Origin of the sequence: Paraburkholderia sp. MM5496-R1, from assembly GCF_050436205.1 — a bacterium.
Lineage (GTDB): Bacteria > Pseudomonadota > Gammaproteobacteria > Burkholderiales > Burkholderiaceae > Paraburkholderia > Paraburkholderia tuberum.
In genome coordinates, this window is record NZ_JBNDLT010000002.1 from 1983197 (window position 1) to 2008707 (window position 25511).

Annotated in this window: 20 protein-coding genes and 1 pseudogene; 9 read left to right on the forward strand and 12 right to left on the reverse strand. The window is 64.2% G+C overall.

Annotated features, from left to right (window positions below; translation table 11 throughout):
- Positions 1–26: 26 nt before the first annotated feature.
- The 4 genes from OKW38_RS16095 to OKW38_RS16110 form a co-directional block, all read right to left on the reverse strand.
- Positions 27–947, reverse strand: coding sequence for a glycosyltransferase family 2 protein (locus OKW38_RS16095; RefSeq protein WP_429362287.1), 921 nt, complete (start codon positions 945–947; stop codon positions 27–29).
- A 157-nt stretch (positions 948–1104) separates the two neighbouring features.
- A complete protein-coding gene (locus tag OKW38_RS16100; protein WP_090803218.1) occupies positions 1105–2310 on the reverse strand; it encodes a hypothetical protein in 1206 nt (401 codons plus the stop codon).
- Between the two features lie 4 nt (positions 2311–2314).
- On the reverse strand, positions 2315–3415 hold the full coding sequence (locus OKW38_RS16105) for a glycosyltransferase (RefSeq protein WP_429362289.1): 1101 nt from the start codon (positions 3413–3415) through the stop codon (positions 2315–2317).
- A 142-nt stretch (positions 3416–3557) separates the two neighbouring features.
- Entirely contained in the window at positions 3558–5777 is a 2220-nt protein-coding gene (locus OKW38_RS16110; protein WP_090803215.1) for a GNVR domain-containing protein, read from the reverse strand.
- 220 nt (positions 5778–5997) lie between these two features.
- On the opposite strand from OKW38_RS16110, the gene OKW38_RS16115 reads away from it, so the two are divergent.
- On the forward strand, positions 5998–6381 hold the full coding sequence (locus tag OKW38_RS16115) for a hypothetical protein (protein WP_429335808.1): 384 nt from the start codon (positions 5998–6000) through the stop codon (positions 6379–6381).
- Between the two features lie 463 nt (positions 6382–6844).
- On the opposite strand, the gene OKW38_RS16120 is transcribed toward OKW38_RS16115, so the two are convergent.
- The 5 genes from OKW38_RS16120 to OKW38_RS16140 form a co-directional block, all read right to left on the reverse strand.
- On the reverse strand, positions 6845–8089 hold the full coding sequence (locus OKW38_RS16120) for a glycosyltransferase (RefSeq protein ID WP_429335807.1): 1245 nt from the start codon (positions 8087–8089) through the stop codon (positions 6845–6847).
- Positions 8090–8181: 92 nt separating this feature from the next.
- A complete protein-coding gene (locus OKW38_RS16125; protein WP_429363779.1) occupies positions 8182–9066 on the reverse strand; it encodes a polysaccharide deacetylase family protein in 885 nt (294 codons plus the stop codon).
- A 61-nt stretch (positions 9067–9127) separates the two neighbouring features.
- Positions 9128–10381: an NAD(P)-binding domain-containing protein gene (locus OKW38_RS16130; RefSeq protein WP_429362291.1), complete on the reverse strand. Its 1254-nt coding sequence runs from the start codon at positions 10379–10381 to the stop codon at positions 9128–9130.
- Positions 10382–10416: 35 nt separating this feature from the next.
- Positions 10417–11406: a carboxylate--amine ligase gene (locus tag OKW38_RS16135; RefSeq protein ID WP_429362292.1), complete on the reverse strand. Its 990-nt coding sequence runs from the start codon at positions 11404–11406 to the stop codon at positions 10417–10419.
- A gap of 719 nt (positions 11407–12125) precedes the next feature.
- Positions 12126–13349 (reverse strand): pyridoxal-phosphate-dependent aminotransferase family protein, encoded by a 1224-nt coding sequence (locus OKW38_RS16140; RefSeq protein WP_429362294.1) that lies wholly within the window; start codon positions 13347–13349, stop codon positions 12126–12128.
- 223 nt (positions 13350–13572) lie between these two features.
- On the opposite strand from OKW38_RS16140, the gene OKW38_RS16145 reads away from it, so the two are divergent.
- Positions 13573–14568 carry a 2-hydroxyacid dehydrogenase gene (locus tag OKW38_RS16145; protein ID WP_429362296.1) on the forward strand — a complete coding sequence of 332 codons (996 nt, stop codon included), beginning with the start codon at positions 13573–13575 and terminating at the stop codon, positions 14566–14568.
- A gap of 44 nt (positions 14569–14612) precedes the next feature.
- Here OKW38_RS16145 and OKW38_RS16150 read toward each other — a convergent pair whose 3' ends face one another.
- On the reverse strand, positions 14613–15194 hold the full coding sequence (locus tag OKW38_RS16150; protein ID WP_425199387.1) for a plasmid fertility inhibition factor family protein: 582 nt from the start codon (positions 15192–15194) through the stop codon (positions 14613–14615).
- Between the two features lie 142 nt (positions 15195–15336).
- On the opposite strand from OKW38_RS16150, the gene OKW38_RS16155 reads away from it, so the two are divergent.
- From OKW38_RS16155 to OKW38_RS16185, 7 genes and pseudogenes are all read left to right on the forward strand, one after another.
- Positions 15337–16155 (forward strand): crotonase/enoyl-CoA hydratase family protein, encoded by an 819-nt coding sequence (locus OKW38_RS16155; RefSeq protein WP_429362298.1) that lies wholly within the window; start codon positions 15337–15339, stop codon positions 16153–16155.
- A 99-nt stretch (positions 16156–16254) separates the two neighbouring features.
- Positions 16255–16647 (forward strand): SRPBCC family protein, encoded by a 393-nt coding sequence (locus tag OKW38_RS16160; protein ID WP_429335803.1) that lies wholly within the window; start codon positions 16255–16257, stop codon positions 16645–16647.
- Between the two features lie 197 nt (positions 16648–16844).
- Positions 16845–18002 (forward strand): MFS transporter, encoded by a 1158-nt coding sequence (locus OKW38_RS16165; RefSeq protein WP_090805596.1) that lies wholly within the window; start codon positions 16845–16847, stop codon positions 18000–18002.
- Positions 18003–18404: 402 nt separating this feature from the next.
- A complete protein-coding gene (locus OKW38_RS16170) occupies positions 18405–19037 on the forward strand; it encodes a hypothetical protein (RefSeq protein WP_429362299.1) in 633 nt (210 codons plus the stop codon).
- Positions 19034–19588: a hypothetical protein gene (locus OKW38_RS16175; RefSeq protein WP_090803198.1), complete on the forward strand. Its 555-nt coding sequence runs from the start codon at positions 19034–19036 to the stop codon at positions 19586–19588. Before OKW38_RS16170 ends, OKW38_RS16175 begins: the two co-directional genes overlap by 4 nt.
- Positions 19589–19662: 74 nt before the next feature.
- Positions 19663–20824: pseudogene (locus OKW38_RS16180) on the forward strand (MFS transporter).
- A 126-nt stretch (positions 20825–20950) separates the two neighbouring features.
- Positions 20951–22735, forward strand: a complete 1785-nt coding sequence (locus OKW38_RS16185) for a PQQ-binding-like beta-propeller repeat protein (RefSeq protein WP_429362301.1) — start codon at positions 20951–20953, stop codon at positions 22733–22735.
- Between the two features lie 107 nt (positions 22736–22842).
- Here the strand turns inward: OKW38_RS16185 and fahA are convergent, their stop codons facing one another.
- Positions 22843–24141: a fumarylacetoacetase gene (gene fahA / locus OKW38_RS16190; protein ID WP_429362303.1), complete on the reverse strand. Its 1299-nt coding sequence runs from the start codon at positions 24139–24141 to the stop codon at positions 22843–22845.
- Complete coding sequence (gene hmgA / locus OKW38_RS16195) at positions 24138–25484, reverse strand: homogentisate 1,2-dioxygenase (protein WP_429362304.1); 1347 nt, start codon at positions 25482–25484, stop codon at positions 24138–24140. The genes fahA and hmgA overlap by 4 nt, the downstream gene beginning before the upstream one ends.
- Between the last annotated feature and the right edge of the window lie 27 nt (positions 25485–25511).

A 25511-nucleotide genomic window follows, 5' to 3' on the forward strand; every position in this document is an offset into this window, starting at 1 on the left:
TTTTCACGTCGAGACATCGACAGGCATCAGTCCACCGTGATGCTTTGCCCCTGCTCGGCGGCCGCCGGACGCGCGCTCACGGTCACGGGGACGGGGACCGGCACCGCACGCGCCTTCGCGCTGCGACTCAGGCCCTGCACGCCTGGCGGTCTGAACAGCGGCACACGATACTTGCGGCTGAAACGCCACAAGCTGTTCATATGCCGGCGCCCCGCCTTGCTCAGGAAGCCCGCTGCCGACGCACGCTGATGCTCGTGCGTGAGTCGCGCGCCCGGCACGCACAGCACGCGGTAGCCCGCCTGCCAGATGCGCGCGCAAAAATCGACGTCCTCCATATAGAGAAAGAAGTGCTCGTCCATGCCGCCGAGTTCGCCGAATAGCGCGCGCCGCACGATAAAGCCCGTGCCCAGCACCCAGTCGGCCTCGAACGGCGTGCCCGCGGCCCACGCTTCGCGCATCATGTGGTTGTCGATGCGGCGCTTGAACGCGCCGAGCCGCCCGAGCGGCGAACGCCGGCCGAGTATGTCGAGCACCGAATAAAAGCGCCGCGCGGAAAACTGCCGCTCGCCATCCGGATAGACCAGATCGAGACCGACGAGGCCGACATCCTTCTCCGTTCTGAACAACTGCACCGCGTTTTCGAGCGATGTATCGACGAAATAGGTGTCCGGGTTCAGCACGAGCACGAGTTCGCGCAGACAACCGACCATGCCGAAATTGACGCCGGCTCCGAAGCCGCGATTGATCGACGTTTTGACGAGCCTCACTCCCGTCGGAAGCGTCTCCCTCAGATAGGAAAACGAATTGTCGGGTGAAGCGTTGTCCACCACGACGATGTCCTCCTTATCCGCAATCGAAAGTTCTAGCACGGAGCGCACGCAATTTCCGACCAGTTTTGGCGTGTTGTAATTGACGATCACCACGCTAAACATTCCCTTCAGGTTCATCCCCACCTCCTGCTTTACATCAGGTGTTCGTGGAATTACCCCCAAACACGGCTTTCTGGTTCTTGCACCTTGCTTCGCGCTGTTCGCGCGCACTACCGACTACCCACTGCTCGTCCGCGCGATGCAGACGATCTGGAGCGCACTGCCTTCTGGTTCGCTACGTGCTGTCTGGACGCGGTCCGCCCACGTAATCGAACACTGGCAATGTCATCAGGATGAAGACAAACGGAATCACTTCGATCGATTGATAGAAGAGCGTTTGAAATAAAGCGGCCCACATGCACAACGAAATCCGGCTCGCGCTGCTCGCGAGTTTCGTCACCGATATCAGCACGCCGTAATAGAAGATCGCGCCCATCAGGCCGATATTCAGAATCTGCTGCAGCACGCTCGATTCGACGACGCCGAACTCCTGTTTCACCGGCTCGGGTGCCGAGTTCGTGACGAGCCCAAAGTACGTGCCGGCGATCACGTTGACCGGCAATACGAGCGACTTGGCCTTTTCCCATGCTTCGGTGCGGCCGTCGTTGCCGTCCGATTGCAGATCGGTCGCGCCCATCATCCGTTCCGTGCCGACGTTGACGACACTATCGTTCTGACTGCTCACCGCGACGCCGAAGATCATGATTGCCATCGTCGCGAACACGGTGGCAACGATCAGTTTCGCGTTTCTCGTGATGAACTGGATCGGCGCCTGCACGAACGCGAGCCCGAACGTGCCGAGAATGATCAGCATGCCGCTGCGCGACAGCGCCGAGAAAATCGCGAAGCTGAGCACCGCGCACGCGAGGCCCGACAGCACGTTCCTGCGCACCAGATAGTCGACGCCGCACAGCGACGCGGCAATCGCGACGAACAGCGGGTAGTGCAGATAGCTGCCGGTCAGCGACGGCGCGCGCAGATTGTCGAAGCCGTACGTCGCGCCGGGCAGATCGATCGGGAAGACGTTCTGCTGCTGCGCGAGCGCGACACCCGCCTCGATCAGCGCGATCAGCACGAGCCCCGCATAGGCGACGCGCGGCTGCACGAAGCGCCTCTGATAGTTCGAGATCGCGTAGAAGTAGATGAACAGCGTGAAGATGAAGACGAACAGATAGGACGGCCCGAACTCACCGGTGAGCGCGAGCGTCGCGACGATCGACAGCCCGGTCGAGAACAGCATGCCCACGAGAAAGCCGAACGACAGGCGTCCTTCGTCGCGGAAGTAAGCGGCGATCGCCGTCGGCGAGATGTACCACACGAGCAGCCCGACGATGCCGCCGACCTGGATCAGATAGGCGGCGTCCTTGCCGATCAGATACTCGAGCACGCCGCGCGAGGCACACAGCACGACGGCCAGCAGATAGGCGATGGTTGCGATCATGGTGTCAGGCCTGATACGCCACGGAGGCGTTGACGTTGACCGGATCACCGCGGTAGATGCGCTCGATCACGTCCTGGAACTCATCGATTTCGCAGACGTTGAGCAAGGTGCCGTCGTGTTCGACGCCTTCCGCGCCGAGCGGCGTCGAGACGACCGGCAGTTTCGCCGCGAGCATTTCGAGCGTCTTGAGCTTGACGCCGGCGCCCGACAGCAGCGGCACCACGCCGATATCGGCGGACTCGAAGTACTTGCCCGGATTTTCGACGAAGCCGGTCACGCAAATATCGTCGCCATTCAGGCGCTTTACGCGGTCGCTCGGATCGGAGCCGACCACGAACAGCTTCAGTTGCAGGCCGCGCCGGCGCAGCGGCAGAAAAATCGTGTCGATGAAATTGAGCAGCGCCTCTTCGTTTTCACGGCGTTGCATCGCCCCCCAGAACAGGATGTTGCCTTTCTCGACCGTGTCTTTCGAGCGCCGCACTTCCTTCAGAAACGCCGGCAGTGAGATCGGCACGACCTGCAACGTGCCGACCCCGGGGTACAGGCCGTTGATCAGCTGCGCGTCCTTGCTGGACAGCACGAGCACCTTGTCGGCCAGCTTCAGCAGACGCTGCTCGAGCATGAAGGTCTGCCGGGTGAACAGCCATCCTTCGATGGACTTGACGCGCAAGATGACCTGGATCTGCAAGTCATGCGCGCACATCACGATCTTCACGCGGTCGTGGAAACGCTCGCGCAGATTCTGGGCATACGCAAAGCATTGTGAGAACTCGAGCCGCACGGTGTCGTATCGGTTCCTGTCGACGAGCTCGCAGAGGAACTTGCCGATCGCGGGCTTATAGCGCGAGAACAGGCGCGGTGAAAAAGTCAGCGGATTCGCGAGGAACGACGGAATCAGGTCGAACCGGCTCACGTACTGGATGTACACGTTGCGCACGTTCGCGCGGAACTCGATGGCTTTTTCGTCGACCGGCACGCGCGACACGATCAGCACGTCGAGCTCCGATTCCGCGCTCAGTTTGATCAGGTAGTCGTAGGCCAAACGGTGGCCAGCTTGCGGCGCGTTTTTCTGAGGCAGAAACGGCGTGACAAATAGCTGTTTCATCCGAGTAGTCCCTTGCCTGTACGGTGTGCGCTCGGCAGGCGCGGCCGTAAGATCCCTTCGCATTGCCATGTTGGTGTTCTGATCGGTCCAGTCGGGCGCTACGCCCCGCACCGCGGGCGCGTCGCGAACCAGGCGCCCGGGCTTATCTGTCGTACGGTTTGTAGATGTAGGCCGCGTAGCGATAGCGTCCGTAACCGTAGCTGTAGCGTCCCGGCCGCATCCGCAGTCCGTTCATGATCACGCCGCGCACCGGCAGGCCGACCTTCTGCATCTGGCGGACCGACTCACGCAGCTCGCCGATGCCCGTGACACCCTGACGCGCGACGAAGAACGTCGTACCTGCCACGCAGGCGAGCCGGACCGCATCCGCGGCGAGCAGCACCGGCGGTCCGTCGAGCAGCACGACGTCGTAGCCGGTCGCGACCTGGCGCAGCACCGCTTCGAGCCGTGTGTTCGACAGCACGTCGCTCGGGCTCGCCACCTGGCGGCCGCTCGCGATGAAGTCGACACCCTGGAAACGGGTCGCGCGAATCAGCTCCTCGGGACGGTACGCGCCCTGGATCAGATCGGTGAGGCCGGGACCGCGATCGCCGCCGAGATGCCGATGCAGGAAGCCGCGACGCAGGTCGCCGTCGATCAGCAGGACGCGCTTGCCGGTCGCGCCGATTACCGCGGCGAGATTCAGCGACACGAACGACTTGCCGATGCCCGGCGTCGGGCCCGTGATCAGCACGATATGGTTGCGCGCCTTGGTCATCGTGAATTCGAGCGCGGTGCGAAAGCCACGCAGACTTTCGATGGCCGGATCGATCACCGCTTCGCCCGCAAGCACGAGCGCCTTCGATTCCGGACGGCGACGGCTGTGCGCGAACCGCTCTTCCTGACGGCTGAACGGCACGCTCGCGTAGACCGGCAAACCGGTGCGCAGCTCGACTTCGTACGGATCGTCGATCGCGTCGAACAGACGCTGACGCACGAGCGCGATCACCGAGCCGACGAACACGCCCAGCATCAGCGCGCCGATGATGATCAGCAGCGGCTTGGGCCGCACCGGCGTATCGGGCGCGACGGCGCCGTCGACGATGCGCACGTTGCCGGACTTACCCGCCTTGATCAGCTTCAGCTGTTCGAGCGTATTGCGCAGCGACGTATCGAGCTCGGTGCCGACCTGCACGTCGCGCTGCAGACGCAGCACGTTCTGTTCGAGCGGCGGCAGCGATTGCGTCCGGCTCGCGAGATCTTTCGCTTCCTGTTGCGCCGCATGCAACTGCGCGTTGACCGACTGCACGGCCGGATGCTGCTCGGTGAAGCGCGTCAGCAGTTCATTGCGCTTCTGTTGAAGTTCCGCGAGCCGCGTCTGCGCCTGAACCGACAACTGCAGCAGGTTGGTCGCTTCCTCGCCGAGATCGACGGTGCCATGCTTCGCGCGGAAGTCGTTGAAGCGCGTTTCCGAAGCGGAAAGCTGCTGGCGCATTTCCGGAAGCTGTATTTCGAGGAAACGGATCGAACGCTCCGCTTCCTCGGATTTGCGCTTCAGGTTCTGGCTCACGTATTCGCCAGCGATCGTCGCGAGAATCGCGCTGATCTTCTTCGGATCGCTGCCTTCGAGCGACACGCCGAGGATGTCCGATTCCTTGCCTTTTTCCGAGATCGTCAGTTCCTTGCGCAGCTTTTCGGTCGTCGTCAGCGCGGACTGGCGCCGCACTTCGAAGGTCGCGCCGGGATTCGCCTCGATCCGGTCGACGACGAGCGTGAGCGGCCCGTAGTTGGTCGTCGCGCTCAGCGGTTGGCCGACCGTGCCTTCGAGCTTCAGCTTGCCGTATTGCAGCTCGTAGCTCGATCCCTCGCCCATCTTCAGCACGAACGGACGGTCGAATAGCTCTTCGGGGACGTCGAATTTCGACACCGTGATGCGCTCGTTGCCGTACACGTAGCCGTGCGGTCCCGGCGTCGACAGATGATCGGAATGACGGCCGAGCCAGCGGCCGAACAGCGGGAAGTAGCGCGGCGCCGCTTCGATGTCGAGATTGAGCTTGTCGACCGCTCGGCCCACCACCATGCGCGAGCCGATCACCTGTGCCTCGCCTGACGTCGCGGTCTTCACGTCGAACATCGCGGACACGTCGCCGATCACGCTCCTGGACGAGGTACCCGCGTTCTCCTCGACCTGCACCAGAATGTCCGCGCGATACACGGGTTCGGAGAACACCGAATAAGCGATGCCGAGCGCGACCGCGATGGCCGTCGTGATGGCAATCAGCTTGCGATTGTCGTACAGCGCATCCAGATAATTCGCGAAGCCGGCCGGCGCATGTTCGCTGTTGTTGTTGCGGCTATCGAACGGTGCACTGCTTTGGTTCATGCGAGTTCTCCCAAAGTCTCGACGGTTTGCCACTTGTTCCCGGCGCCGGGACCGGCACGTCGCCGCATCCAGTCACGCCTGTGTCCAGCGAGCTGACCGCCTCGATCGGACGGGGGTAGCTGATTGACGCCACATCGGCTACCTTTGTGTGTAACAGCGCCTATGCGAGGTCGGCTCTTTTCCCTAACATCGCACCACATGCTTTCTTACGGATCCCGAAATGAAAAAACTTCTTGCCGCCGTAATACCGGTATTCCTGAGCGCCCAGGTGGGTTACGCCCAGAGCATCGTGTCCGCCGCCTCTTCGGCTTATGCGCCGAGTTATGTCGCCAAACACTCGCAACTCGACGCGATGACGCCTCATGCGGCCAGTTCCACCACGCTCTACGGCTCCTCGTCGGATTTCGCGTACGCTAAAAAGAACCGCTATGTCGCGCCCAACGTGTACACCCAAACCAAGAACAGCCTTCCGAAGCAGAAACGTACAAGCGTTGCACAGCCTGTCCGCGGCAAGAACTCAGCGGACCCCTACGGCAGCGATTTGTGGAATTCAGACCAGACCTACGCGTCTCCCGAGACCGCCGATCCGTACAGCGTGCGCTGAGTTGTAGCGCATCACCGTCTGGACCCCCCGTATCGCCGATGTGGCCGCTTGCGGCCACATTCCTGTTTGGTTTGAACTGACTGCCGGGCCCGGTCGCGAAGATTCCCCGATTAGCCGCGTCTCGTCCGCCGTTTTTCCACGCAAACGCTCACGACATGCACATGCTTTTGTTCTGATGAGTCTGGCTTTTTCGCCGACCGATTGAGCCGGTCATCGCCAACTCCGCGCCGTCACCGCGGCCTCGTTTACTCTGTCGAGCCACGCGCTTCAGCGCTCGATAAAATGCCTTTCCTTGGCGATCATAATATTCAGAGAGCCCGTCCTTACAACGTTCGGCAGCGCACACAAAAGCCGATTGCTGCAGGATTGCTTCAGACAAATCACGCGATAAAAAACACGTGTTTAAAGCGACGATAACGGCACGGATATACACGCCGTTTGCCACAATCAGCGCCGACTATTTTCAGGGCGCCGGACGCGGATTATCCGCATAGCGCGCGCGACGGCGCGACGGCGCGACGTGCGTCGAACTTTCGCCGATGTGCATGATTTCAGCCAGACGCCGCGCGTAATGCTCGGGCAGATATTCTTCGACGTCGTACTTTCTGTGCTCATCGGCCAGATGAATGGCGAGTTCGCCGAGCGCCTGTTTCAGGCTGCCCGGTTCGAACTTGAACTTGATCTTGTTGCCGACCGATTCCGCGGTCACCGCCATGCTGCCGCCATCGCGAACCAGCACCGGCAGACCGAGCATCGCCGCCTCGATCACGACAAGCGGCGCGTTCTCCGCGCCCACCGACGGCACGACCACCGCATCGGCGAACTCGCGCATGGCGGGAAACAACTGCTGCTGCGGCATCGTGCCGAACAGAATCAGCTTGCGCTGTGCGATCAGCGACGCGTAGCGCTGCTCGATCGCCGCGCGGTCCGGGCCGTCGCCGTACACGCCGATGCAATTGATGCGCTCGAAGCCCGTCGCCTCGCAGAGCGTCAGAAATTGCAGCAGGCCTTTCTCCGGCGAGATCCGTCCGACGAACGCGAGGTTGAAGCGCTCCTTGTCACGCACCGTGACGATTGGCATCGCGCTGGGCACCGCCGACGGATTGTGCACGATGACCGTATTCTCGATGCCGACGCGATGCAGCGCCTGCTGCATGAACAGGCTCGGACACAAGATCCTGTCGAACACGCGCGCGGGCTGATAGGCCGCGCGCACCGCGTGCCACCACGCCTTCGTCATCAGATCGTGCACGAGGCCCTTCGGCGTCGGCCGCAACGTGAAGACCGCGCGTGTGCGCAGCACGTCGAGCGGCAGAATGATCGGACGCTTATCCTTGTCGAAGTACTGCAGCGACGGGTTGTAGTAGACGAGGTGATAGTCGTGGCAGGTGTGATACGCGCGATAACCGAACTGACGCTCGTGCCGCGCGATCACGCTGAGAATCGAAGGCGACAGCACGTTGTGGTAGTTGTGCACCATCAGCCGATGCGGCCGGAAACGATGCAGCGCCTTTTCGAGCGCGCGCGCGGCGGTCGTGTTCCAGGAGCGCGACAGCATCGTCGAGCGCGCGGAAAACTGGCTATCGTCGAAACGCTCGACCTCGACGCCGGGCAGCGTGCCCAACAGCTCGGCCGATTGTTGATAGACCACTTCCGCGCCGCCCATGTGCGCGTAATCGTTGATCACCAGTACCCTGCAGCGCTGCATGTCCCCTCCTGTCGTATGCCCCTCGTGCCGTCTCGCGAAAAACCCGGACGGCGTTGCCCGGACGAATCGCTTCGTCCAGGCGCTCCCTCTGTTCAAAACTGCGGAAACTTGCCGCGCCAGCCTCCACCCTCGCGCAGATAGCGCAGAAACAGCGCAATGCCGCTCAATTGCGCCGCGAAGCGCAGCGTCGATGCCGCATCGTCGATGATGATCGTGCGCAGCCGGTACGGATCGGTGTGCTGATCGTTCCAGCCGATGTCGCAGGTGCGCGCGGTTTTGAAGCCGGCGGCCCGCACGAACTCCACTTCGCGTTCGCCGTAATTGCCGTTCGGATACGCGAAGTGCTCGCACGGTTGTTGCAGCAGCGCCGCGATCTCATGGCGGCTGTCGCGGATTTCGGCCTCGCTTTCAGCGTCGCTGCAATGCGTGAGGATCGGATGGAAGCGCGTATGCGCCTGGAAGTCGATGTGCTCGCGCATCGCCTGCAGCGCTTCGATCGACAGGCCGGTCGGCCGGTCATCGCCGTCCTGCTGGTAGCCTTGGGCCGCCAGCGCGGCGAGGCGCTCGTCGTTCGTCATCCGCTTCAGACGTTCATGGCCGACGCGCAGCGAGCCCGGATGCAGCCACCAGTGACTGCGCGCCCGTCCGACGATGCGGCTGCACAGGAAGATCGTCGGGCGCACGTTGTGCTTGATGAACACCGGCAACAGCTTCGCGTTGCCCGCGTGGCCGTCGTCGAGCGTGATCGCCACGCGTGGCCGGCCGCGGCCGGGCGCGCTGACGTCGGTCAACGGCACGAACTCGCACAGCTTGCGGAGATAAGTCAGGTGACGGTCGAGCGTGTCCGGATCGGGATCGTGATAAAGCAGCACGGCCACGCGATCGCGCCACAGCACCTTGCGCGTGAACCACGCGAGACCCGAAATCAGGACGAAGCCCGCGAGCATCTCCTTCACGAGCATCTTGTAGCGCTTCATGCGGCGCCCGCGGTAGCTGTCGGACAGGTGCGACCGCGCAGACGCGCCCGTTGCTTGGGTTTTATTCACCTGAGCGCTCCGGCATGGGTGCATCGGCGACGGGCCACGTGCGTTGCCGCGCACCCGCTTTCAACGAACCGATAATGTGCCGCGCCACGGTCGGCGACGCGTGCTTGGTTCCATAGACGAAGCGCATCACGGGCCCGAAGCTGTGCGCGCACGCGGGTCCGATCACATAGAGGCCGCGCACGCGCGTTTCGTAGTGCGACGTCAGATCGGGCATGCCGCCCTGATTCGAAATCGCGTCGGCCAGATCTTTGGACAGGAACGCGTGCTGCCGCATGTCGGTCTTGAAACCAGTCGCGGCGATCACGTGATCGGCGCTCACCCGCGCTTGCTTGCCATCGCTCAGCACGTTCAGTACGACGCGGTCGTTTTCGACCGCCGCGGAGCGCACCACGGTGCGATGCGAGATCTGCACCTTGCCGACCACGCGATCGTGCAGCCACCACGCGCCGGACGCGCCGTACGTGTGCTCCATGATCTGCTTGCGGCGTCGCGGATCGAGCATGTGGAACACGCCGGGAAACTCGGACAGGAACAGCGAGCGCCAGCCGCGCCCCAGTCCCGCGTCGGGCCCCTTGATGCGCGACAGGATGTTGCGACCGCCCTGCGGCCGCTCATGCCACACCACGCCGCTCTCGCGCATCAGCACGTGCGCGCGCGCGCCGAGTTCGTTGAGCAGCGCGGACAGCCCGAGCGCCGACTGCCCGCCGCCGACGATCGCAATGTCCTTGCCGCGCGCCCACTCGAGGTTCCCATACAGCTCCGAATGCGACGCATATTGCGCCGGCAAGTCCCGCAGCGCCGGCGGGGTTTGCGCGAAGCCCTTCAGGCCGAGCGCGATCACGACTCTGCGCGCGGCGAGCGAGCGGCCGTCGCTGAGCGACAGCCGGAACTGATCGCCGACGCGGCGCAATGCGAGCACGTCGACCGGCTGGATTTCGCCGACCAGATTCGACTGGAACCACAGCCCGTACTCGACGAAGGTTTCGAGCGGCAGCGCCATGCCGAGCGGTTGGTAAGGCAGCCCTGTCAGGCGGCAGTAGTCTTCGACGGTAAAGCCGCTGCGCGGCGCGTGCAGGCTCGACGCGAAAGCCTCGGAGCGCAGCAGCATGCCGGGCGGCATGTAGTTGCGCCACGCTCCCATCGGTTCCCCGAGGATCTGGTGATCCACGCCGGCGGCCTTCAGATGCGCGGCAAGAGATGACCCGTAGGGCCCCGCGCCAATGATGATGGTATCGGTCAAAGACATGCTGGTCTCCAGGGGAACGGCTTTCGTTGCCAGCGTCAGGCTTTGGCCTGATGCGACTCGGGCGCCCTGATCGCTTTTTTCCAGCTGCGCTTCATGCGTCGCAGCGGATTCATCACGACATAGTGCTGCAACGCTGGGAACGGATCGTTCCAGCGGAAATAGCCATCGAAAATTTTCGTGCGCTCGCTCAGCAATTCGGGCGGCGGCCGGTCGGAAAACGTCGCGCGCCACGCGACCGGTTGCCGGCTCAGGCGCTCGACGGGCAATGGCAGGCCGAGTTCATGGCGGTACGCGGCAAGCGGAATGTTGACGCCGCACAGCGTCGCGATCTCCTCCTGCCAGTCCGTGCGGCCGACCGTGGGCTCGACCATCACGAACTCGTTGTAGTTGTCGTCCCACTTGTACTCGATGCTGCCCATGCCGTCGAAACCGGCCAGCTCGGCGAAGCGCCGCGTCAGCGGTTCGAGCGTCCCGCGCGCTTCGGGCGCGGCCACGCAGATCGCGGTATTGCCGACGCCCGGCGGCGAGCTCAACACCTTGCGGCCGGTGAACATGCTGACCATGTTGCCGTCGGCGCCGCGATAGAACAGCGTGAAGTGGATGTTGCTGTCAGGCCCCTCGATCCACTCCTGCGCGATGATGCCGCCCGGCGTCGCGAGCATCGCGATAGCGCGATCGCGTGCATGCTGCAGCATGTCGACGCGCACCGCGCGTTCTTTCTCGCCGCGCAGCACGTTGCGCTTGTCGTCCGGTTTCAGCACGCACGGGTAGCGCAATTCGGCCAGCCGTTCGATGTCGGCAAGCTTGTCGAGCACGACCGAGCGCGGCACCGGAAAGCCATGCCGCTGCGCGAATTCGTGAAAGCGCGCCTTGCTCGACAACATCTTGACGGTGTCGTCGGCCGGCAAGCGGAACCGATACCAGTGCGACAAAGCCGCCCGATTTTCCGACACCGCATGCACCGCGTCTTCGTCGGTCAGAATCAGAACTGGCAGACGATCGAACCGCTTGCCGAGTTCGATCATTTCATCAACGAATATTTTCCCGACAAAACTCTTTACCTGATGCGCATGAACGTGTCGGCACCACGTCGCCGCGCGGGTCCTCGTATCGACTGCGACAACCGGAACGCGGGCCTGCGCGAGCGACCGCGCCACCCCCAGTCCGTTCAACTCTGCTCCAACGATAACCCCTGCCGATTGACCTGAGTCGTATGCGCTCGCCATAGTGTCGATATCCTTGCTTCGTACGTGCGTGGACCCTCGAAGACAGTCTTCGAGACTCCACGCGATCGAATTATCGAATCGGATAGAAATCCTTTTTTGTCGCCTCGCGGGGGCGCTTTGGCGTTAAAGCTTTGTTCCGGCGGCATGCATGCATGAGCGCGGCAGGCACGTCCTGGCACGCGCCGTGTGTCGAATCATGGTCTTGCGATTTACCGCAGCGTGAGCATTGCGCTGCTCTTGCCTTGACCTACTTTACGTTTCGGCCTGATCTCGATACGTGCGCCGGCGCACAGAGAACAATAGAAAGTAAGAAAGGAAGAAAACCCCTTAGAAAGGCGCAGAGCCTTATTCCGTAAGGGTTTGGACGATTTCGCCATTGTTATGTAAAAACGTTGCGAAGCATTAATTTATTGCAACACGATAATGGCGGAAAAAAACTTTCTAATGGGACTATAAAGTGCTGGATCGCACAAAAGATATGCGCTGCGAATGCTATTCGTAGCGCATCGGAAAAATGCTTATTTACCTTCGCTCAAGCCGCGCTCGAGCGCCGCGACACCCGCCGGCAGATCGACGTTGACGCCGAGATCGACCATCGTGCGGCCCAGCGCATGCACGGTGCGAAACAGGTTGTGCTCGCGGCACTGTTCGCCCATCTGGCCGATACGCACGATCGGCAGACCGAACGAGCCGGAGATTTCCACCTGATGCTGCCGCGAGATATGCGCGCAGACGTCGGTGGGACTGAGGCCGTCCGGCACTTCGATGCCGACCACCGAATTCAGGCGGCAATTCTCCGGCGCATACAGTTGCAGGCCCATCGCGGTGACGCCTTGTTGCCACGCGAGCGAGCATTTCAGATGGCGCGCGAAGCGCTTCTCCAGCGTCTCCGCGCAGACGAGCCGCAGCGCCTCGTGCAGCGCGAGCACGCCCGACACCGGCGCCGTGTAGTGATACCCGGCGTTGTGCCAGAAGTTTTCCGCCAGCGACGCATCGAGGCACCAGTGCGTATTGGGCGCCGTGCGGCCTTTGACGCGCGCCCAGGCCGCGTCTGAAAACGCAATCAGCGACACGCCCGGAATCGATGACAAGCCCTTCTGGCCGCCGGTGATCACCGCGTCGATGCCCCAGATATCCATTTCGAGCGGCATCGTGCTCAGCGTGCAGACAGCGTCGACGATCACGAGCGCGCCCGCTTCCTTCGCAAGCGCGGCGATGTCTTTCAGATGATGATTCCACACGGTGTTCGAGGTCTCGCCCTGCACGACCGTGACGACCTCGGGACGCTCGCGGCGCAGCGCGTCGGCGATCTGGTCGAGACTCGCGACCGTGCGGTCCGCGACTTCGAGCATGCTCACGCGCGCGCCGACGCGCCGGCCCATTTCGCCCATGCGGTCGCTGAAGAAGCCATTCTTGATGCACAGCATGCGCGTGCCTTCCCACGCGAGATTGGAGATCGCCATCTCCATCGCGCCCGATCCCGGTCCCGCGACGCCGAGCACCCACTTCGACTGCGTCTGGAACACGTAGCGCGCCATCGTTTTCACCTGGTTCACCACCTTCGCCATCGTGCCGCCCAGATGGTTGATCACGATCGCATTGGCCTTCGCGACCGCGGCGGGAATCGGCACGGGGCCGGCGCCCATCATCAGCAGCGGTTCTTCGGGAAGGATGGCGTCGAGCGATTCGACAATCGGACAGGGGACGGACGAAGCAACGGTAGTGGAGGTTGAAGTCGGCATGATCGGTGTATGAATGTGAAGCGCAAAGGAACGAACGGCCTCGCGGCAGGCACGCCGCTCGAGGCCGTTCGTCCGATCATTCACCGAACCGCGCGATCGCGCAAGTTTTTTGGCCAAGGTAGCCAGCCGTCATGCGCGAGCGTTACCCGCGTTCACCACATCACCCTACTCTTTCATTCGCGAAGTCGCCTAACATCGAGAAACAGCTTCTTCGGAGCCCGATATGCGCACGATCCTGTTCAGCAGTCATCAATACGACGTCGATACATTCACCGAGGCCAATGCCGCGCATGGCTATGAACTGCATTTCCAGGAATCCCCTCTCGACAGCGAGACCGCGATCCTCGCGCATGGCTACGACGTGGTCTGCCCGTTCGTCAACGACAGCGTCGACGCCGCCACGCTCGAACGGCTTCATGCGGGCGGCACGCGCATGATCGCGCTGCGCTCGGCGGGCTTCAATCACGTCGACCTCGCGGCGGCCGAGCGGCTCGGCATGCCGGTCGCACGCGTACCGGCCTACTCGCCGTACGCGGTCGCCGAACATGCGGTGGGGCTGATTCTCGCGCTGAACCGGCGCCTGCCGCGCGCGGTCGCGCGCACGCGCGAAGGCGACTTCTCGCTGCATGGGCTGCTCGGCTTCGACCTGCATGGCAAGACGGTCGGCGTGATCGGCGCGGGCATCATCGGCCGGGTGTTCGCGCGCATCATGGCGGGCTTCGGCATGCAGGTGCTCGCCTACGATCCGGAGCCGCCGGCCGACGAACTGCTCGCGCTCGGCGCGCGCTACGTGCCGCTCGATACCTTGCTCGCCGAATCGGACGTCGTCAGTCTGCATTGCCCGCTGTTGCCCGACACCTATCACCTGATCGACCGCGCCGCGCTGGCGAAGATGAAGCGCGGCGCGATGCTGATCAACACCGGGCGCGGCGGGCTCGTCGAGGCGAACGCACTGATCGGCGCGTTGAAGGACGGCCAGCTCGGCCATCTCGGGCTCGACGTGTACGAGGAAGAAGGCGGCATCTTCTTCGAGGATCATTCGAATCTGCCGCTACAGGACGACGTGCTCGCGCGTCTGTTGATGTTTCCGAACGTGATCGTCACCGCGCACCAGGCGTTCTTCACGCGCGAGGCGATGACCGAGATCGCGCAGACCACGCTCGCGAACATCGCGGCGTGGCAGGCGGGCACGCCGCGCAACGTCGTGCAGGCGGGGTAGCCGTGATAACCGTGGCGTACGCGAATTGCCGCGGACCGCGAAAGTTAGACGTCGCTGTCGCTGCCCGACTGGGTCGCGCGAATCGCGGTGCGGGCATCATCGGCCGCGCCGCACAGCTCACGCAGCAATCCCGCCTCGCGCTCGTGCACTTCGACCGGACACCAGCGCGCGCCCGCCTCGGCCAGATAGCGCGCGCGATGCTGGCCGTTGCGAAACGCCACCACCCCCTCGCGCTCGATGCCGACCCAGCCGAGCAATCCCGGCGCGCGACGCGTGGAGATCGTCACGTAGGGCATCTGCGGAATCCGCGGGCTGTCGGGATCGAGAAACTCGCGAATGCCGCGGACCTTGCCCGCGTGCCATTCGGCGACCGGCTTCAGCACGTAATCGGTGTTGTCGCGATTCGCGCACACGAGCAGCTTGCGCAGATCGACGAGCACGACCTGGTGACGTGTGCCGTCAGCGACGAAGACGCGCTTCAGACGCACATGGTCGTACCACGCATGCTCGTGCAACGGCACGATCCAGACAGCTTCGGCGCAGCCCGGGGCGGGGGCCGGCGATGAATTGGGCAAAGGCAGGGACAAAGGCAGGCTCGGCAAGCTGGCGGCAGAACGCCAGAGCATTAATAGAGCGCTAACGCTACGAGCCGGACGTGACGGAAACATGACAGCCTACCGGATTAATTACGCTGCATGAGCGCATGGCCACACTGCCTGATCGACAGGCAAACAGGGAGCTTCAGATACCCTTCAGGTATACATAACGATGATAGCCTTCCAATATTTTAATAACCATGTGCGAATCGAGTCGAATGACGGCAACGGCGTCGCTACGATCGTGCTGGAGAGGCCCGCGCGGCGCAATGCGGTCGATCGGCAGGTGGCCGAGGCGTTGAGCGCTGCGTTCAGCCGCTTCGAGGCCGAGCCGGCGTGGCACGCGGCCGTGCTGTTCGGCGCGGGCGGCACATTTTGCGCGGGCGCGGACCTCGGCGCGCTCGCCGACGCGACGCGCCGCAATGAGCTGCACGCGGACGGCAGCGGCCCGGGGCCGATGGGACCGACACGCACATCCTTCAGCAAGCCGGTGATCGCCGCGATCGCCGGCTATGCGGTGGCGGGTGGGCTCGAGCTTGCCGCGATGTGCGACCTGCGCGTCGTCGAGGAAGATGCGGTGCTCGGCGTGTTCTGCCGGCGTGTCGGCATTCCGCTGATCGACGGCGGCACGATCCGGCTGCCGCGACTGATCGGTCTGTCGCGTGCACTCGATCTGATCCTGACCGGCCGCGCGGTCGATGCGCGCGAGGCGCTTTCGTTCGGGCTCGCCAACCGCGTGGTGCCGAAGGGCGAAGCGCGCGCGGCTGCCGAGCAACTGGCCGCGGAGCTCGCCGCGTTTCCGCAGGCGGCGCTGCTCGCCGATCGTCGCTCCGCGCTCGAGAACAGCACGCTGGACGATCTCGCCGAGGCATTGCGGCGCGAAGGCGCGGGCGGCTACCCGGCGGTCTTGGCCGAGGGCGTGGCGGGCGCGGCGCGCTTTGCGTCCGGCGCGGGCCGTCATGGCGACACGTTCGACGCGGATCGCGGATAAGTCGGCGCCGCGCGATCGGTGACAGGTTTGCAATCGCCGGTCGCGACACCCCCGCGCGCACGAGACCTGGGTTGCCCGAAACGCACAGGAGGAAATGCGATGGCGACGATCTACCGGGAAATCGCCGTGGCAACCACCGCGGCCGATGCATGGGCCGTGCTGCGCGATCCCGCCGGGGTCGCCCGCGTATTCGCGGGCGTGCTGATCGCGGCGCGCATGGAAGGCGACCTGCGCTGGGTTACCTTCGCCGACGGCACCGTGGTCGAGGAACGCGTGATTGCCGTCGACGATGCCCACATGCGGCTCGCCTACTCGGTGGGCGGCGGGCGCTTCGAGCATCATCATGCGACGCTGCAGGTCGTGGCCGACACGTCCGCACATTGCCGCGTGATCTGGATCGCCGACTTCAAGCCCGACGATCGCAGCAACGTGGTCGAAGCGCTGACGGATGCGGGCTGCGCGGCACTCGGGCGCAACCTCGCGCGGCGCTGAACGCCCCTGGCGGCTCGGGCTCCCGCCGCCGCGTTCCACAAAAAACAACAGCTTTCCGGACAGCCGGCAAGCCAGATTTGACTTAGGTAGAATCCCCTACTGTTTTTCCCTAGCCGGCGACAGCGTTTCCGCCTTCGGAATTGCCCGCCCGGCGCCCGTTGTTCGCGCCGCTTCACGCGTCACACCCCATCATCGCCATGCCATTGCCTCTGCTTGCCCTTGCCGTTGCCGCGTTTGGAATCGGTACCACCGAGTTCGTCATCATGGGTCTGTTGCCCGATGTCGCGCGCGATCTGTCCGTGTCGATTCCGGCGGCTGGCATGCTGGTGTCCGCGTATGCGCTCGGCGTCACGATCGGCGCGCCGATTGTCGCGATCGCGGTCGCCAACATGCCGCGCAAAAAGGCCCTGATGAGCCTGATCGGCGTGTTCATCGTCGGCAATCTGCTGTGCGCGATCGCGCCGGGCTACGCGGTGCTGATGGCCGCGCGCATCGTCACCGCGTTCTGCCACGGCGCGTTCTTCGGCATCGGCTCGGTGGTCGCGGCCGGGCTCGTCGCGCCGAATCGCCGCGCGCAGGCAATCGCGCTGATGTTCACCGGCCTCACGCTCGCCAACGTGCTCGGCGTGCCGCTCGGCACCGCGCTCGGCCAGGCGGTCGGCTGGCGCGCTACTTTCTGGGCCGTGACCGGCATCGGCGTGCTGGCGGCGGCCGCGCTCGCGGTGTGCCTGCCCGCGAAGATCGAGATGCACAAGGCGAGCCTCGTGCGCGAATTCAGCGTGCTGAAGAACCCGCAGGTGCTGATGGTGCTCGGTATCAGCGTGTTCGCGTCGGCGAGCCTGTTTTCGACCTTCACCTACATCACGCCGATTCTCGAAGACGTGACCGGCTTCACGCCGCACGCGGTCACCCTGGTGCTGCTCTTGTTCGGCCTCGGCCTGACGGTCGGCAGCACGCTCGGCGGCAAGCTCGCGGACTGGCGGCTGATGCCCTCGCTGGTCGCGTTCCTGATGGCGATCGTCGTGATCCTGTGCGTGTTCGCGGGCACGATGCACGCGCGCACTCCGGCGATGCTGACCGTGTTCGTATGGGGGGTGCTCGCATTCGCGATCGTGCCGCCGCTGCAGATGCTGATCGTCGATCGGGCGAGCCACGCGCCGAATCTGGCGTCGACGCTGAATCAGGGGGCGTTCAACCTCGGCAACGCGACCGGCGCATGGCTCGGCGGCATGGCGATCGGCGCCGGCGCACCGCTGACGACGCTCCCGTGGGTCGGCGTCGCGACCGCGCTCGGCGCGCTGTTGTTGACGTTGTGGTCGGTGTCGATCGAGCGGCGGGTGGCCGTGGCGGGGTGAGCTTGCCGGGCACTTTGACGATGCGCGAAATGGGGTATTCCATTCCGGCGCGCGACAGCCGCTGTTCCGTGCCGATGCACCAGTGTTCGATGTCCGCCAGCAACGACGAGCGGCCCTGAGGGTAAGGCCTCGTTCGACAGCATTTCAGCCAGCGAGTGGAAACGATCTGCAACAGATCTTGAGCCGGGCGCCGAGGCCAATACCCGCTTCCACTCACGCTTTTCCGCGAACACAGCTTTCGCGACGTGCAGTGACGGGCGCGGCGTGCGGACCATCGTGCTAGGTTGTCGGCTCACCAATTCTCAACGCACGCGAGTTCGACGGCGACGCACAAACGCGTCCGACGGTGACAGCAAATCGTGACCGCTGTCATCGATTTCGAGCCAGGCAGTTTATCCACACATGTCCACGCCGTTTCCTTACACAGTCTCCGAATCGTCGTTTGCCTGGAATGGTAAAAGACCGACAGTCAGGGCTCTCTTCGACGCCCGCCCACCCACCGTTCCACGTGATGCAAAGGCCATTTTCGACGAAGATCTCGGCTGCATCATTGGATACAAGAAGGAAGTAGCCGGCGTATTCCGTATCTATACATTGGACGGCGGGGAATCCTTGAGCGAAAAGCCGCTGGAAGCCCCGCTGATCGATCCGCTCGATGTGCTGTTTCTCGTCGGAGGCATCTGGACGGCTGGCACTCGAGGCATCACGCGAGCAGGGATAAGAGGAGTAGGCTCCGCGATCGACCGGACCACGCTGTTTCGTTTACGTACGCGATACCATGCGGTGATGCAGCGGCCTTTGCGTTTTGCCGCCGCACCGCTCGCGCATATGGGAAATCCCGGACGCTATGTACCCGTTCACATCCTTCGCCTTACCCTGAAATATGGCAAACGTGCCGCCGACCCCGCAGGGCACACTGGCGTGTTTCAATACACCTATCCAATCACGCGCAATGGCACAGCATATATGCTCGAAGTCGTCGTGCGGGAGAGCGACTACACCGTTCTGCACTTTGCCTATAAACCTCTTCCATGAAGCATCCCACCGTCTACACGACTGCCCCTGCCACCGGCGTTTCCGCCACGGTGCGGTGGGATGAAGAAAGCTCCACGCTGTTCTGCGAGGTCAATTATTCACCTTTGCCTTCGCCGCGGGAACCGCAAAGCAGTCTCAGCGACTTGCTGGACGTGCGCTTCGGCATCGGCACGCCTTCCTATGTCCTGACGGCGGGCACGTTGTCGATGCTTCTCGATCAGCATCGCCGGTTGACCCGGTTGGACTTTTACACGAATCCCGAGCGGTGGACGGTGCGCATGTCTGAACCACTCACAGACCCGACCGACAGAACTCCGCACATCGAGACAGAATTCGACGAGCACGGACATGCGGACGACATGGAACCACCGGTGATCGTTTACGAGCCTCGTGACGGCACCCTTTACCTGTCGTGGGGCCCCGTGTCTCACTGGTACGGTATCGCGCCAGCGCTCGCGATCGGCGTCGCTGACGACAAGCGCCTCACGCAGATTCGTCTGCACGGTCTGACGATACCGCCGCGGAGCAGCAAATCCGCGCCTATCGAGTAAGGATCGCACACGAGATCGAGCAAATCTCGCGGCAAAGATACGCGCGACCCACACGCGTAGTAGCATCCCCGCCGATGAAAGTCATCTTCACCTGCGATTTCCTCGCGCTGATCCTGAGCGTCGCTGTCGTCGGACTCGGCAGCGGCGCCGCCCTTCCCCTCACCGCTCTGGCGCTCGCTCAAGCCGGTTACGGCACCGACGCGGTCGGTCTGTTGAACCGCCGCGCAGGCGGGCGGCGGTCTCGCCGTGGTGCCGCTCGCCGGCCGGATCGCGGCGCGCTTCGGTGGCCGCCAGGTGATCGTCGGCGCGGTGCTGGTGGTTGCTTGCGCGACCGCATTGATGCAGCTCACCGCGAACCTGCGGCTATGGGCGCTGCTGCGCGTGCTGTGCGGCGCGGCGCTGATGCTGCTGTTCACGATCGGCGAAGCGTGGGTCAACCAGCTCGCCGACGATGCGTCGCGCGGCCGCGTGATCGCGATCTACGCGACCAACTTCACGCTGTTCCAGATGTCGGGCCCGGTGCTGGTGAGCCAAATCGCGGGCTTCACGCAGGGACGGTTCGTGCTGTGGGGCGCGATATTCCTGCTTGCGTCGCCGCTGCTCGCGACGATCCGTGCCACACCGCACGCATCGAGCGACGAACACGCCGGGCACGGCGACTGGCGCCGCGTACTGCCGCGCATGCCCGCGCTCGTGATCGGCACCGGCTTCTTCGCGCTGTTCGACCCGATCGCGCTATCGCTGCTGCCGCTGTTCGCGATGTCGCATGGCATGTCGAGCGAAGTGGCCGTGCTGTTCGCGTCGGCGCTGCTGCTCGGCGATACGACGATGCAGTTTCCGATCGGCTGGCTCGCCGACCGGCTCGGCCGCGAACGCATGCATATCGGCTGCGGCATCGTGGTCGTCGCGTTGTTGCCGCTGCTGCCGTGGGCAGTCGGCTCGCCGTGGCTGCGCTGGCCGCTGCTGTATGTGCTCGGCGCGGCCGCGGGCGCGATCTACACGCTGTCGCTGGTGGCCTGCTGCGAGCGCTTTCGCGGTGTCGCGCTGGTGTCGGCGAGTTCGCTGGTCGGCGCGTCGTGGAGCGCGGCGAGCTTCGGCGGTCCGCTCGTCGCCGGCGCGTTGATGAAAACGGTCGGCCACGAAGCGGTGGTCGGCGTGCTGTTGTGCGCGGCGCTCGCGTTTCTGGCGGCGGCGTGGTGGGAGCGTCGGCGGATTGCGCTGCGGGCGCCGAGTTGACGAATAGACGCTAATTGCTGGCTTTTACGATCTATACGCAGGGTGCTAATCTCAATCCACGTTGCGCGGACACTCGACGAACGGCCCATATTTCGTGGCGCCGCCGCAAGCAACGGGGAGTCCGCCATGGTCTCGATGCGCCTGTTGCTCCGTGCCAGCCTGTTGGGCACGGCGATCGCGGTAGCCGCGATCGTCGCGGCGAACTGTGGAGGCGGCGGAGGCGGAAACAGCAGTGGCCCGACGGGCGCGAGCGTCGGCGCCGGCGGTAGCGGCGCGTCCGGCGCATCGGCCCCGGCCGCAGCGAGCGGCGGCAGCACCACCAGCGGTGGCACCACGAGCGGCGGCACCACCACCGGTAGCACCGGCGGCTCGGGCACCTCGATGGGCGGCACATCGGCGGCAGCCGTGCGCGACGTGCTCACCTATCACGACGACATCGCGCGCACCGGCCAGAACCTCGGCGAAACCACTCTGACGCCCGCCAACGTGGCGGCTTCGACGTTCGGCAAGGTCGGCTTCTTTAGCGTCGACGGCAAGGTCGACGCGCAGCCGCTATTCGTCGCTGCGCTGGCGATCGCGGGCGGCACGCACAACGTGCTGTACGTCGCGACCGAGAACGACAGTGTGTACGCATTCGATGCCGACACCGGCGCGACCCTGTGGCAGGTGCGCACACTCGGCACCGGCGAAACCCCGAGCGACGACCTCGGCTGCAGCCAGATCGTGAACACCATCGGCATCACCTCGACACCGGTGATCGACCGTTCGCGCGGCACGCACGGCACGATCTACGTCGTCGCGATGTCGAAGGACGCGGCCGGCGGCTACCATCATCGCATTCACGCGCTCGACCTCGCGACCGGCGCCGAACTGCTGAACGGTCCCACCGAAGTCGCCGCCTCTTACCCGGGCAGCGGCGCGGGCAATACGAACGGCGTCGTGCCGTTCACCGCGTCGTTGTACGCGGAGCGCGCGGGGCTGCTATTGCTCGGCAACACGGTCTACACGACGTGGACCTCGCACTGCGACGACGGCGGCTATACGGGCTGGATCATGGGCTACGGCGCCGACACGTTGCAGCAGACCACCGTGCTCAACCTGACGCCTAACGGCATCGGCGGCGCGATCTGGATGAGCGGCGCGGGACCGGCGTCGGACGGCTCGTCGATCTATCTGCTCGATGCCAACGGCACGTTCGACACGACGATGACGTCGAGCGGCTTCCCCGCCAGCAAGGATTTCGGCAATACGTTCCTGAAGCTTGGCACGGCGGGAGGCCTGTCGGTGGCGGACTACTTCGCGATGACGAACGTCGTGCAGGAGTCCCACGACGACATCGACCTCGGCTCGGGCGGGGCACTGGTGCTGCCGGACCTGACCGACGCGAACGGCACCGTACAGCATCTGACGCTCGGCGCGGGCAAGGACAGCACCATCTACGTGCTGAATCGCGACTCGATGGGCAAGTTCAACCCGGCGGCCGACAACATCTATCAGGAGATTCCCGCGCAGCTGGCCGGCGGCGAGTTCGGCATGCCCGCCTATTTCAACGGGCGCGTGTATTTCGGCTCGGTCGGCGATCATCTGAAGGCGTTCACCGTGACCAACGCGAAGCTGTCGATCACACCGACCGCGCAAAGCGCGATGACGTTCGCCTATCCCGGGACGACGCCGAGCATCTCGGCGAACGGCACCACGAACGGCATCGTGTGGGCCGCCGAAAACGGCACCGTCGCGGCCTTGCATGCGTTCGACCCGATCACGCTCAACGAGCTGTACAACAGCAACCAGATGGGCACGCGCGATCAGTTCGGCACGGGCAACAAGTTCATCACACCATTGATCGCAAACGGCAAGGTGTATGTCGGCACGACGAATGGGGTGGCCGTATTCGGGTTGCTGGGTGGGTGAAGCGGACGACGCGCCGATTCATTTAGACCCGGTACGCCCAAGGTCCCGCACAAACGACGAGGGCCGGCATTGCGCGCCGGCCCTCGCTCATCGTGACTGCCGCGCGCTCACCCTCGCGCCGGCAGAATCTGTCCGGCACACGCGCCGAAGCCCACGCGATACCCGTCGCCCTGGCACGAGCCGACGAGCGTCAACTCATCGCCGTCCTCGATGAACGTGCGCGTGCCGCCCTCCTTCAACGCCAGCGGCTTCTTGCCGTTCCACGTCAGCTCCAGCAGGCTGCCGTACGAATCCTCGGTCGGCCCGCTGATCGTCCCCGAGCCCATCAGGTCGCCCACCCGCGTATTGCAGCCCGCCACCGTGTGATGCGCGAGCTGCTGCGCCATCGTCCAGTACATGTATTTGAAGTTGGTCCGCGCGATCGTGCTCGCTTGCCGCGCGGGTTGCGCACGCAATGTCACTTCGAGGTGAATGTCGAACGCATGCTTTCCTCGATGCCTCAGATAGGCGAGCGGCTCCGGCTCCTGCACCGGCTGCGCGACGCGGAAGGGTTCGAGCGCATCGAGCGTGACGACCCACGGTGAGATCGTCGTCGCGAAGGTCTTCGCATTGAATGGGCCGAGCGGCACGTATTCCCATTGCTGGATGTCGCGCGCGCTCCAGTCGTTCAGCAGCACCATGCCGAAAATGTGCGCCTCCGCGTCCTCGCACGCGATCGGCTCGCCCAGCGCATTGCCGCCGCCGATGATGAAACCCGTCTCCAGTTCGATATCGAGCTTGCGGCTCGCGCCGAACACCGGACGCTCCTGGTCGGGCAACTTCAGCTGACCATTGGGACGACGCACCGGCGTCCCGCTCACGACCACCGACGACGCCCGTCCGTTGTAGCCGATCGGCATCTCCGACCAGTTCGGCAGCAGCGCATTCTTCGGATCGCGGAACATCGCGCCGACATTGGTCGCGTGTTCCTTCGATGAATAGAAATCCGTGTAGCCCGGAATCTGCACCGGCAGATGCAGACGCGCATCAGCCGCGCGCACGAGCACCTTCGCGCGCAACGCGGCATCGTCGCGCAGCGTCGCGGTGTCGCGCGCGAGCAGTTGGCTCAGTTGGATACGCACGCTGCGCCACACGTCGCGGCCAAGCGCGATGAAATCGTTCAGCGCATCGCGCGCGAACACGTTGTGCGCCGGCACGTTCAGCAGACCCGCGGCCTGCAACGCGGCGAGATCGACTATCTGATCGCCGATCGCGACGCCCACGCGACGCGCGTCGTTGCCACGGTCGCTGAAAATGCCGAACGGCAGGTTCTGGATCGGGAAGTCGCCAGCCGGGTCGTTGGCCGACTCGATCCAGCTCTTGCGCGACGCATCGAGCGTCGCCTGGAGATCGTTCACCGCGTTCATCGTTGCTCCGGATTGAAGTGTTTCTTGAGGCCTTGCCAGCACTCGTAGTAATGCGCCTGCAGTTGCGCGGTTTCGAGCGCGAAGCGCGTCGGCTTGATCAGCGTGCGGGTCTCGAACATGAAGGCCATCGTGTCGTCGACCTTCTTCGGCACCGAGGTATCGAGATGCGACGCCTTCTCGAACGTGTCCGCGTCCGGGCCGTGGCCCGTCATGCAGTTGTGCAGGCTCGCGCCGCCGGGCACAAAGCCCTCGGCCTTCGCGTCGTATATGCCATGCACGAGGCCCATGAACTCGCTCGCGACGTTGCGATGGAACCAGGGCGGCCGGAACGTATCTTCGGCGGCGAGCCAGCGCGGCGGGAAGATCACGAAGTCGATCGTATCGACGCCCGGCGTGTCGCTTTGCGATTGCAGCACGAGGAAGATCGACGGATCCGGATGGTCGAAGCTGATCGAGCCGATCGTGTTGAAGCGGCGCAGGTCGTATTTGTATGGCGCATAGTTGCCGTGCCATGCGACCACGTCGAGCGGCGAATGGCCGATGTCCGCGCGCCACAGCTTGCCGTTCATCTTCGCGACGAGTTCGAACGCGCCTTCGCGGTCTTCGTACGCGGCGTGCGGCGTCAGGAAATCGCGCGGATTCGCGAGACCGTTGGAGCCGATCGGCCCCAGTTCCGGCAGACGCAGCAGCGCACCGAAGTTCTCGCAGATGTAGCCGCGCGCGCTGCCGTCCGGCAGGCTGACCGCGAAGCGCACGCCGCGCGGAATCACCGCGATCTCGAACGGCTCGACATCGACGCGGCCCATTTCGGTCGCGATATGCAGGCGCCCCTGTTGCGGCACGATCAGCAGTTCGCCGTCGGCGCTGTAGAAGAAGCGATCGTGCATCGAGCGGTTCGCCGCGTACAGATGGATCGCGCAACCGCTCATCGCTTCGGCCGAGCCGTTGCCCGCCATCGTGACCCAGCCGTCGATGAAATCGGTCGGTTCGCTGGGCATCGGCAGGGGGTCCCAGCGCAGCTGGTTCGGCGGCGTCGGCGGCACCTCGGCGAAGTTCGCGATGAGCCGCTCCGGCGGCATCGACGTGAACGGCTTGTGCATGGCCGCCGGACGAATCCGGTACAGCCACGAGCGACGGTTGTGACCGCGTGGCGCCGTAAACGCCGTGCCCGAAATCTGTTCGGCATACAAACCATAGGCCGCGCGTTGCGGCGAATTGCGGCCGGTCGGCAGCGCGCCCGGCAATGCCTCGGTCGCGAATTCATTCGCGAAACCCGACTGATAGCCGGGCTCGATTTCAGGACGCAGGCGTTCGTCGGCCGGCGTACGTGTTGAGGTATCCATACAAGGTTCTCCGCGAGTTGCCCGATT